The sequence below is a fragment of the Methanosarcina sp. A14 genome (assembly GCF_001729375.1).
GTDB classification, from domain to species: Archaea; Halobacteriota; Methanosarcinia; order Methanosarcinales; family Methanosarcinaceae; genus Methanosarcina; species Methanosarcina barkeri.
Map to the genome: position 1 here is coordinate 19472 of NZ_LZPK01000107.1, position 10939 is coordinate 30410.

Annotated in this window: 10 protein-coding genes and 1 pseudogene; 5 read left to right on the forward strand and 6 right to left on the reverse strand. The window is 35.9% G+C overall.

Features of this window, described 5'->3' with window-relative positions; genetic code table 11:
• Window positions 1–116: 116 nt before the first annotated feature.
• The gene (locus tag A9239_RS05890) at window positions 117–296 is read left to right on the forward strand and encodes a hypothetical protein (protein ID WP_048117488.1); all 180 of its coding nucleotides are present in this window, start codon (window positions 117–119) and stop codon (window positions 294–296) included.
• A gap of 987 nt (window positions 297–1283) precedes the next feature.
• On the opposite strand, the gene A9239_RS05895 is transcribed toward A9239_RS05890, so the two are convergent.
• From A9239_RS05895 to A9239_RS05905, 3 genes are all read right to left on the reverse strand, one after another.
• On the reverse strand, window positions 1284–2573 hold the full coding sequence (locus A9239_RS05895) for an ATP-binding protein (RefSeq protein WP_048155492.1): 1290 nt from the start codon (window positions 2571–2573) through the stop codon (window positions 1284–1286).
• A gap of 400 nt (window positions 2574–2973) precedes the next feature.
• Window positions 2974–4692: a pentapeptide repeat-containing protein gene (locus A9239_RS05900; RefSeq protein ID WP_052712800.1), complete on the reverse strand. Its 1719-nt coding sequence runs from the start codon at window positions 4690–4692 to the stop codon at window positions 2974–2976.
• A 152-nt stretch (window positions 4693–4844) separates the two neighbouring features.
• Window positions 4845–5897: a metal-dependent hydrolase gene (locus A9239_RS05905; protein WP_048155495.1), complete on the reverse strand. Its 1053-nt coding sequence runs from the start codon at window positions 5895–5897 to the stop codon at window positions 4845–4847.
• 535 nt (window positions 5898–6432) lie between these two features.
• Here A9239_RS05905 and A9239_RS05910 point away from each other — a divergent pair.
• The 4 genes from A9239_RS05910 (at window position 6433) to A9239_RS05925 (ending at window position 9002) form a co-directional block, all read left to right on the forward strand.
• The gene (locus A9239_RS05910) at window positions 6433–7044 is read left to right on the forward strand and encodes a superoxide dismutase (protein ID WP_048117481.1); all 612 of its coding nucleotides are present in this window, start codon (window positions 6433–6435) and stop codon (window positions 7042–7044) included.
• A gap of 607 nt (window positions 7045–7651) precedes the next feature.
• On the forward strand, window positions 7652–8035 hold the full coding sequence (locus tag A9239_RS20870; protein ID WP_158498912.1) for a transposase: 384 nt from the start codon (window positions 7652–7654) through the stop codon (window positions 8033–8035).
• Window positions 8008–8337, forward strand: a complete 330-nt coding sequence (locus A9239_RS20875) for a transposase (protein ID WP_080941452.1) — start codon at window positions 8008–8010, stop codon at window positions 8335–8337. Before A9239_RS20870 ends, A9239_RS20875 begins: the two co-directional genes overlap by 28 nt.
• Window positions 8338–8504: 167 nt before the next feature.
• On the forward strand, window positions 8505–9002 hold the full coding sequence (locus tag A9239_RS05925; RefSeq protein ID WP_048155496.1) for a GNAT family N-acetyltransferase: 498 nt from the start codon (window positions 8505–8507) through the stop codon (window positions 9000–9002).
• Between the two features lie 118 nt (window positions 9003–9120).
• Here the strand turns inward: A9239_RS05925 and A9239_RS05930 are convergent, their stop codons facing one another.
• The 3 genes and pseudogenes from A9239_RS05930 to A9239_RS05935 form a co-directional block, all read right to left on the reverse strand.
• Complete coding sequence (locus A9239_RS05930; RefSeq protein WP_048117476.1) at window positions 9121–9612, reverse strand: DUF1648 domain-containing protein; 492 nt, start codon at window positions 9610–9612, stop codon at window positions 9121–9123.
• Between the two features lie 299 nt (window positions 9613–9911).
• Complete coding sequence (locus tag A9239_RS18865) at window positions 9912–10088, reverse strand: NlpC/P60 family protein (RefSeq protein ID WP_141706384.1); 177 nt, start codon at window positions 10086–10088, stop codon at window positions 9912–9914.
• Between the two features lie 416 nt (window positions 10089–10504).
• Window positions 10505–10939, reverse strand: a pseudogene (locus A9239_RS05935) (transposase); the annotation flags it as partial.

Genomic DNA, 10939 nt, shown 5'->3' on the forward strand with positions numbered 1-10939 from the left:
TATGTAGCGTTTTTAAATACAGCGAAAATCGTACCGAATACCAGGGCCTAAAAATTGCAGGTATAGCATCCGTTTTCACGAATTTTTACATAGACGTCCCCATATTGAGAATCAACATGTCTAGACCCGCTAGTCAAATATCAAATTTAGAAAACAAGGTAATTCAAGAGCTTAAAAGTGAAGTTTTACAGTTCAGAAAATCCACGGATGAGAAAACATCCATGGAAACGAGGAATATCCATGGAGACGAGAGAAAATCCATGGAAAACAAGATTCTGGATATTATAGCAAGCTAAATGGGCGTTTTGAAACGGGGGTGATGATTTTAAAGAAAAGTATCAGCGGCATTTTTAAAGCATGAAAAACGATACTGCATACAAAAAATAGATTAAAAATATAAAAAACCGATTACATTAGGCGTTTTCATAAAACTTGAATTTCATTACGAATTTAAGGAATATGGGAACAATAGAAAACATAAACTAAAAACAGGTATATAAGGACTCTTTATTGGTTGCTTAACAAGATTTGACAGTAGAAAAACCAATTAAAATAGAAAGAGTTATATGTTTGAGTAAACATATCACCATCGTGGGCCAACCCAAAGTATCAAGACCAAACAAAAAAATCCTGTGAACTGTCTCAGCCGATTTCGAATCCTCTTTATTAGGAAGCAGGAATTCGCATCGGCCAGCCCACGTTTTTTCTATTATTACGATCTCGTTTTCTGTGCTTGTATTCCTCTTTTAACCAAGTCGTCTTTAGGTATTTCAGGTAGAGGATTATCCTCAAATCCTTTTATGATATTGAATTTTTGAGTTTTATATTATACGAATTATAAAATAATAAGATGTTAAGTTTATATGAAAAATAACTCAGAAATTGTGGTAGCTGGATAATTACGGTAATTGAAGATTTCTTTGGTTTTTGTTTCTGGCGGCGGGTTTTTGTTAGGAGGGGGCGGGGCGGTGGACTTATTATTTGGGTGGGTTTTTGAGTTCACTTATGAGAATTCTGCAGGTTAATAGCGATAATAAGCATTTCTTAGTTGGGTGGATAAAATGAATCTATCAAACTTTGTAATAATAGTCCCCTTTTTGATTTTTTCATTTTAACTACTGTAATTCACTTAAATAGCTTTCATCATAATGATCAGTTTAGATCTAAACCTTTCATTATAATGAAAAGTATAAAGGAAGAAGAAGGATCAGGTATGTTTTTGTGTGGAAAATGATTCTTGGAGTGGAATGATTATGAATGAGTGTACTTGATTGTGAAATTATTCATTCGAGAAGCCATTTCCATACCGGTTTCAAAATAATTTTTTTTCCTCCTGCATCAAGTATGTCGTCCTCTTCAAACGTCAGGATAAGCCCACTGTCCAGTTTATAAGTCGTCATTGCCTCTATTAATCCTTCAATTTCTCTCTTTCTTGTTTCTGGACTGTTCAGGTCCACTGAAACCTGAATTGCTTCCTTGATCCGCATCCCTTCCCTCAGCACAAAATCACATTCCTTTTTTTCGGAATGATAATACAGTTCTTTTTCTCTTCTAAGAAGTTCAACAAAGACCAGGTTTTCAAGCCTCTGCCCTTTGTTTTCGGAAAAATTGAAAGCTACTGTTTTCAGGAAACTGTTGTCAATCGTGTAGATTTTTGAAGACGATACCTTCTGCTTTTTCAGTGAGTAGTCAAACCTGGGGAGCTGGTAGAGTAAAAACACATTCTGGAAGTAATCAAGGTAGTTTTTGATCGTACTTAAACTCTTTATTCCGGTTATTTTTCTCAATGTGGGATAGGAATACGCTCTGCCCACATTGGAAAGCAGGAACAGAACCAGGTCCTTAAGAGCTCTTACCTCTTTTATATTGTAGCGGACCAGAACGTCTTTGTTCAGGATATCTTCGAAATACCCTCTGGATAGCTCAAGGTCCCCACTTATCAGGACAAGCGGAAAGCCTCCTTTTTCGAAGTATTCCAGAAAATAGCTAAATATCTCAGCTTTTCTGGAGCTTGTAAGCATGCCAGATTCTATTTTTTCTCCTGTGATTTCGATACCCTTCAGACGCAGTAACTCCCTGAAGGAGAAAGGAAAGAGTTTGAGCACTTTGTTTCTTCCGGTCAAAAATGTAGAAATTTCTGAACTGAGAAGCTGGGAATTCGAGCCTGTAGCAAACACTTTTTTGCCTTCTTTGTAGAGGTTGTTCAGCCACCTCTCCCAGAGTGGCACATTCTGTATTTCATCAAAAAAATAATACACCTGCCCTGTTCCGCTTTTGTCCAGCTCCTCCCTATAAAACTCAATTATGAGGTCCTGCAAATCCTGAAAATTCTTAACTTCAAAATCCGAAAGCCGGATATCATCAAAGTCCACATAAAACTTAACTCCTTCCAGCTGCCCGGCTATCAATTTCAAAAGCGAACTCTTCCCACACCTCCTGATCCCCGAGATGATAACGATTTCATTTCCCCGGAGGTATCTCTCAAGATCTATATCGCGGTAAACAAGCTCCTCCACTTTCCTGAAAGATTCTTGCTGATCGATTATTACCTGTCGAAGCTGGCTTTTCTCCATCTAAGTTAGATATCTGAAAGCTGGTTTATATAGTTTTCTTTGGCATTTTACTAGTGTTTATAAAAGAATGTGAAATTGTAATGTAAAGTTTAAAAAGAGATATCTAAGTTTAATCACCTTCCTTGGGTCTGTAATCTCTAACAAAATCAACGAGATTCCACAGGAGTGAAAACGTTTATGAAAATTTCCGGCGGCGGGCTTTTTGTTTGGAGGGGAGACGGGCGGTGGACTTATTTTTGGAGGCGGGTTTTTTGAATCGATTTTTTGAGTGAACCACGCCCGTAAGCCCAATTTTGAAGAATTTCTGAACTCAGGGCTGGTTAGAAGAATTTCGATGAATCTTAAAATGGGGTACCATACGACTGCGAAGCAGGCGGCGAAGACCGAAAAAGATTGAAAATTACCTTGAAATTTGATATGTAATGACAAAAATAATCAGAGATACCATCATCAGACCAAAAACAGTTTCTCCCATTACTAACGGTTGCATTAACGTTATTGATATATCAGGCTGTATATTTGGAAAACTGTATCCTGTAAAGGTAGTGAGACTAAAGTAGAGATAGTCAATCAGTTTGACTTCTCTCCCTTGAACAATTATACCATTTATCTTCCAGAAACAAAAACCAAATAGAATAATACCAATCATAGAAGAAAAAATAGGATTCCAAATTTGGTCTCCATGCCCTGCTAAAACTTTTAGGATAAATCCGTCAAAAACTCTTGCTCTAATATTATTCTTAAAGCCGCCCTTTGTAAGTAAAAGTTTTCGATAAGACTCATTTGCCCTATAATGAGAATGTTTTGCTTGAAGACTGTCACCATTGGATGAATAAAAGTTATATAATTTTGTATATATTTCGAAGGACGATTCATAAAGAAGTTCTTTCCTATATGAAGATAAGAAATCTGCAAATTCAAAAAGAAATTCTTTCCTATCGTCAAATAAGAAATCTGCGTTTACAATAGCTATCATGTAGTTTTTTAGTACTGGTATTTTGTTCCAAAGAGAAATATTTTCATTAGGCTTTTTATAAAATACTAAATCATCGAATTTTTCCTTAATTTTATAAGAAATTTCCCCTTTTTGATATGCATCAATTAAATCTTTGTAGAAAATAACTTTGAAAATATTAAGTGATTTACCATAACCGATATACCTTATAATTTCTGCTTTATTTAAAGCATTTAATACAAAAACGGAATCACTCTCAAAGTCCTCAATTTTTTTGACGTCAAAAATAATTTGTTTATTTAATATAAATAGAAATAGTTTTTCAGTAGAGAGAGTATCTGCAACGAATTCGTTAATCTCTTTTTCACTAATCTTAGTAGACTTAAAGAAAATGGCATTTCTAAACGTCTTTGTTTCATCAACATATGAGCTAGATATATTTGAACCTATGAGCTTAGTATCTTCTAAAATGGATTTAGAATCAAAAATAGTGCCTACTAAAGATGCCTGTCTTATATCAGCATAACTAAGATCTGCTCCACTCAGATCTGAATAAGCTAAATCAGATTTTGAAAGATCAGAATAAAGTAGGTTCGCTTCAATTAATTTACATCCTCTTAAATTTGCATTTTCGAGAGTAGCATATTTCAAATTTACTCTGCTAAGATTCGCACCACTCAAGTCTGAATTTGTTAGATTAGCATATCCTAAGTCAGCATTCTGAAAATTTACTGTAGTGAGACTATAATTTTCTAATCTTGCGAATATCAAGCATGCTCCTTTTAAATTGGTTCTGAAAAATTTTGCTCCCTGCAAATCAGCTCTTGGTAGATGTGCATCTTCTAAATTCGCTTCTTTTAAATCTGAACCTTGAAAATTTGCGGAATCTAAGTTAGCTTTTCTTAAATTTGCTTTATAAAAAGATGAGCCCTTTAAATTAGCTAAAATTAAATTAATGCCTCGTAAATCAGCGTAGTTTAAATTGACTTTTTGAAGGAAAACACCCAAAATTTTGTTATCTTTTAGAAAATTTAGCTGATCCTGGGATGGTTTCTTTCCTTCGATTTTCTGATGCCAGTAACAATATTCACTACCTTCTTCAGATTCAAGAGGACATTTAAAGTTGTCATAAGTACCTTTGAACTTATACTTGCATCTACCCATTAAACTGTCTCCTATACTTTCAAAAAAATGCAAAAGCTATTTAAATCAATCTAAAAAATCTAGATTTGAAAATATTGCATTAATTTCAAAGACTAAAAGACTATAATGAAAAATTAAAATTTCCTATCTCTTTTAGCAAACTGTCTATACTCTTATCCAAAATAATTCTCCTCCAACTTCTCCCCCCTTCCCTCCTGCTCTCTCGCATAAGCCACATACTTCCCGCTCTCCTTATCGAAAACGAACCTGTAAACCGTTTTGAAATAGGCCCAGTATTTAACATACTGATATCTCGCATCGCTCAGCGTAACATTTACCGAACCATTTTCTTCCGAAATGCTGTAAACAGGATAATCGATTTCCTGAGGAACGGCTGTGCTGTAGAGTTTTCCGGCTCTTTCAACGTATGCGGAGGCGTCGGGAACGGCGCCGGTCACGTTGATTTTTTCGATATAATCGCTTTTTTCGATCCCGGACCAGTAGCTCACTTCCATAATCCTGTAATGGGTGGAGTTATACGAATACGCGGAAATGAACTTCCCTACAGACGAAGGATATGTATCCTGATAGCTGATTTTTGCGCCTTCCGAGCCGGAAATATAATTCACAAGAAATAGTTTTGCCACCGGCAGGACCGCAATCCAGACCACAAGCACAATTAAAAGCGCGGGATAGAGTTTGCTCCGGTTTTTCGTGACAAGGGCACAGAAATTATTGAATTTTCCCTTCCACTTTCCGCGGCTTTTCATGTAAGCCACAAGTAAAAAGAAAATGGGCAGCAAGGGAAGAATATTTGCCAGCGGATCGAAAAAATAAATGGCTCCGAGAGTAGATGTTTCAGTGCTAAACGGATAAAAGGGACGCATTTTCCAGCTTGTAGCGTAATCAAGGTAGACATGGGAAAATATGGCTGCAAAGCCGGCGGCTGTAAACAGGCGGTCTTTTGTTTTAATCCAGATGAAAAGCGTGACAAGCAGGATGAAAAGGATTGAGTGCAGGAACTCCCTGTGGCCGAGAAGATAGAAAAGCTGGTTTCGCGCTTCGTGGCTTACGCTGCCGCTGATGAGAGCAAACAGGAAGTATGGGATAAAATCCAGGTCAGGAAGAATTGCCAGAAAACCGAGAGCATTTCGCTTTTTTCCTTTGAAGCCGAGAGCCAGGGCAATCAGAAAGCCGATTCCCAGGTGGGAGAGTGAATTTACCATTTACTTTCTTCCTCAACCAATTTTTATCTTTATTTAGTTTTTAACTTCACTCCTGCCTCTACTGCACTTTTATTTTTATTGTTACCTGTAATCTTATATTTAACACATCAAAGCTTTCTTGGAGATCCTGAATACATTTCTTCAAAAATATCTACAGTTTGTATCTTTTACATTTAAATAGTTTGATGATAATTATATTTTGCACTTTGAATTGCCAGATGCAATTTGATATGTGTTCGAAGAGACTCAAAGCAGATTGATCTGCAGCGAGAAATGTTCAGGGATAAAATTGTTTACGATAGAGCAATTTGAACAGATTCCTGTAACATAACTAAGGGGTAAAGCGTTTCGCGGGGCAGAATTTGTAGTGGGATCATTTGTAGTGAGGTCATTTGTAGGTGATCTTTTGTAGTGAGATCATTTGTAGGTGATCTTTTGTAGTGTGATCTTTTTACTGATAAGTATAGATCTACATTTAATTCGGATTCCATAACAAATTTTGCAAAACCGGCGATCAATAAGAGGGTAAAACAACATGACTAAAGGATTATACAAATTACCGGATTTGAAATATGGATATGGCGACCTAGCACCTTATATGTCCGAAGAGCAACTCAAGTTACATCATGACAAGCACCACCAGGCTTATGTTACTAATGCAAATGCAGCTATAGAAATGATGGACAAAGCAAGGAAAGAAGGGACTGACTTTGATTATAAGTCAACTGCAAAAGCCCTTTCTTTCAACCTGGGTGGGCATATCCTTCACAATTACTTCTGGTGGGAGATGACCCCTGAGAGCAATGCGAGCAAAGAGGCCGTGGGTGAACTGGCCGAGGTGATCAAAGATAACTTCGGAAGTTTTGACAGGTTTAAAAAGGAGTTTACCCAGGTTGCATCAAGCGTTGAAGGTTCCGGATGGGCAGCCTTAACCTTCTGTAATGATACAAATAGACTTATGATCATGCAGATCGAAAAGCACAATGTAAATGTAGCTCCGGATTACCCTATCCTCATGGCGCTCGATGTGTGGGAGCACGCTTACTATATTGATTACAAGAACAATAGAGGTAAGTTCATAGAAGGATTCTGGAATATCCTCAACTGGGAAGAAATCGATAAATATTTCACGAAAATCCAGAAGTAACCAGAAAGTTGCTTTTTAAAGATTTCATGCTATTCCGATTACGTTTACCATTATTGGAAAAATAAGTAATCGGAATCAAATTATTTTTTCGGAATCAGATTATTTTCAGGGGTAGTTTTTTATTGAGATCAACTCCAGCTTATTTAAACGAGCTTTCTATTCTCAAAATAAAAATCAATTGACCTCAAAATCGCCTAAAGTAAGTTCATTCAAAATAGTTTATATCAAGTTTCTTTTCCGGTCTTCCGTAATGGCTTTCATACACCTCGTATTCTCCGCTTTTTCTGTCAAAAACGAACCGATAAACCGTATAGAAATAAGGCAATTTGTCAACATACGGATTTCTGGCGTCGCTCAGAATTACAGTTACGAGTCCTTTTTCTTCAGAACCTTTTTCTTCAGAAACCGAATATACAGGATAATCAATTGCCTGGGGGACTGAGGCACTGTAAAGTTTTCCTACCCTTTCGGCATAGGCCTGAGCGTCAGGGACCTCTCTTGTTACTACTTTTTCAACGTAAAAGCTTTTTTTGATTCCTGACCAGTAGCTGACTTCCAGAAGCTTATGATAAGTATCACTATACGAGCCTATCCCAAAAGTAATATTATGCTGAATTATAAATCTACTTTTATATCCTTTCGTGAAATCGATGACGTTCTATGGAACTCCATAGTACCTTATCTTCCTCTACGGAAAACACATACAGGAAGGCCACGTGCAAATATGAGGAAGTTAATGAATGGTATTTTTTACGTTGTTCTGACTGGTTGTACGTGGAAAGACGTTCACAGGAGATATGGATCTAAGTCAACAGTTCATAGATTTCCTCTATATCTGTGTGAACATTGTATTTATCTGAAGATTTTCAATGGGCTTTTAAACAAAGGTTATGACTTGAAGAAAATAGATCTTTCTCATTGCTTTACTGATACAAAGGATATTCCGGCTAAAAAAGGGGAAATATCGGCTACTATGGACACAAAAAAATAAAAGGAATAAAAATAAGCGTTTTAGTAGACTTACAGGTTTTACATCTCTCGATTATCATTGTTCCTGCAAATAAAAATGATTCTACACTTTATATACCTACAAACAGGCCTTCCAAAGTAACAGCTGATGCAATGTGTGATACAGCTAAAATTAGAAAATATAACAGGAAAAGAGGAATAAAGTCTAATATACCAGTAAATAAAAGAAATCGGAAGAATAAAAAGAGAGGAAGATCAATAAAGGTAGATCAGGAAGAATACAAAAAGAAAAGCATAGTAGAAAGTTTCTTTAGTTGGATATAGTCATGCAAGAAAGTATTTCCGAGATATGAAATTAAAGAGACATCATATTTAGGAGTTGTAATGGTAGCAGTAATAATTAGAGTAAATGAGCTTTTGGGATAAGCTCAATAAGTAATTTTCTTATATCTGTACAAAATGATTATGTATATTTTCCGGATGTTGTTAAAATGAATTTTGAATTGAAAAAGTGGAAAAAAACCGATGTTGAAAACTTTTTCAAGTATTCCCACAATACAAAAATTACAAAAAACATGAGAGATTCTTTTCCCTCCACTTTAGATAACTGCAGAAAAACTGTAGAAAGCTTTAGCTGTAACGATGAAACACAACAGTGCTGCAGAGCAATTGTTGTGAACGGAGAAATTGCAGGGTGCATTGCATTATTCCTTAAAAGCGGTGTTTATTGTAAGAATGCAGAAATTGCATACTGGCTTGGTGAACCTTTTTGGGGCAGGGGAATAATGAGCAAATCAATAAAACAGCTTTGTCGGACAGCTTTTGAACAGTATGATATTGTCCGGATATTTGCAGAGCCTTATGCACAAAATATCGGCTCAAGAAAAGCTCTTGAAAAAGCCGGATTTGTTTTAGAGGGCATAATGAAGAAAGATGTCTATAAAAATGGTAATTTTTTTGATTATTGTATGTATGCTCTCGTGAAATAACTTGTGAAATCACTTCTGACTTATCAATGGTACAAACATTCTCAAATCCGAATTATAGAGAAACTTTAATTTCTAATTGATCAACAACTCAAGTGTTCTTCGAAAGAATTGAGTATGCTCATAATTCACGGTTATGCTTTTTTTCGTTTCCTAATCGAATGGTCCGTACGATGAAGAATATTACTGTGCCAAATATGATTATCATAAAAATAGGTAAAAAAATGATTGACAAAGGCTGCGCAGTTACTGTATGATAATTCAGGTAAAAGAACATAGCTAAGATCTCAACTTTCATGAATATAATTAGATTCTTTGTACTGAGGTACACAGCTTCTTTGTTTTCATCTGTTATTTGAACAGGAACATTCCAAATCTGTGGAAAAAAAGATACTACAGTCATGAAAATATAAAGCAAAATACTTATGGTTGGTAAAATAAGGGTTTGATATTTACTTCCCCAGCTATCGATTTCACCCAGTGCATTATAGTGCATAGGAACTTGTTGAGGAATTTGATCCCACTGTGTGTAAATAAAAACGATCATCCCGACTAAAAATAGAAGTCCTATAATTTCCAAAGCAAGTTGGAGTTTAGTATACTTCAATTTCATAGTGAGATTCTCCCTAATAAATAAAACACAAGCTTCTATTGCTTGTATTATCTGTCTTTGGCACATGTCCTATTTTTAGTAAAAGGGAACAAACTCTTCAATTGTACAAAATATATAGGCAGCATATAGCGCTAATGTACTTATAACTTACTTCTACAAGAAGCTAAAAATGGAAGAAGAGATTGTTTTAGATCTCCTATTCAATAGTCCCTTCTTAAGTATCTTCACTGTGGTCTCTTAAATATGTGACCATCTTGCAAAGTACAGCATTCCTTCTTCGTACACACCAGTGATATTTACTATGGCAACATTTTAGCATCAAATGATGTGTCTATGAACTGATTATTTCCTCTGTATATTCCCACATGAGTGGCAAGCCAGTATATTCTACCGTTCTGGGGAACGTCTTTTTGCCAGAAGATCACATCTCTGGGAGATGGAGAGCTTGTATTTACATAATCTGTATTATTTTTCATATCAGGTACTTTCTGGAAAAATATATCTTTGGCGCCTACCTAGCTGTATACTTGACATACTAAGTGAGAACAGTCAATGGCAGTTGTATTATTGCCCCCATGTACGGATTTAACTCCAAGTCAGTTGTTTGCGGCTTCTACTGTTGCGTTTTCTGAGGTTCCGATAGGAGCTGCTACTCTAGGGGGTATGAATGCTATTAAAATAGCCAGAAGGAATGGGACTATTAATCTTTCTTTACTTCTCTTCTTCTCTTCATTTTTTTCTTATCAATATCCGTGTTTTTACTGGTGTCAAGTAATCATCAAGGATTCAATAATTCCAAATAATTGTAATCGATTTTATGCGACATTTTGTTGTCGACTCGACGTTGGCCTAATTATTGTAAAGGCTTGTTTATTATACCTTAAAATAAATTTATTTTCACAACAGCATCAAGATCTTTTCCAGAAAGTTGTTTAATGCATTCACTAACAGTTTTTCCAGCGAACTCCTTGCTTTTTGTCTTAGAAAGTCTCTCTTCAACAGAAACAAGAATAGGATCCATATTTTTCCGTATTCTTGAAACAAAATATCCCCCATTTTCCTCAACCCTTGCAAACATCTGAGTTTTGTAAAAACCAAGATCAACAAGCAGAATACGGGCTTTGATCCAGGGACCTATTTTTAATGTCTTTATCTCAGCTGTTTTTTCAGAATACAGGGCAACTGTTTTAGGTCCGTTAGCAACTGCACTTACCATAACTCCAACTTTTATTCCTGCAGCTACTGTTCTTGATCTTGCTGCAGGAAATTTGTCTGCTAACGAGGAATGGAGACGAACAATTGTGCTATCCTGAATGACAACATCTTG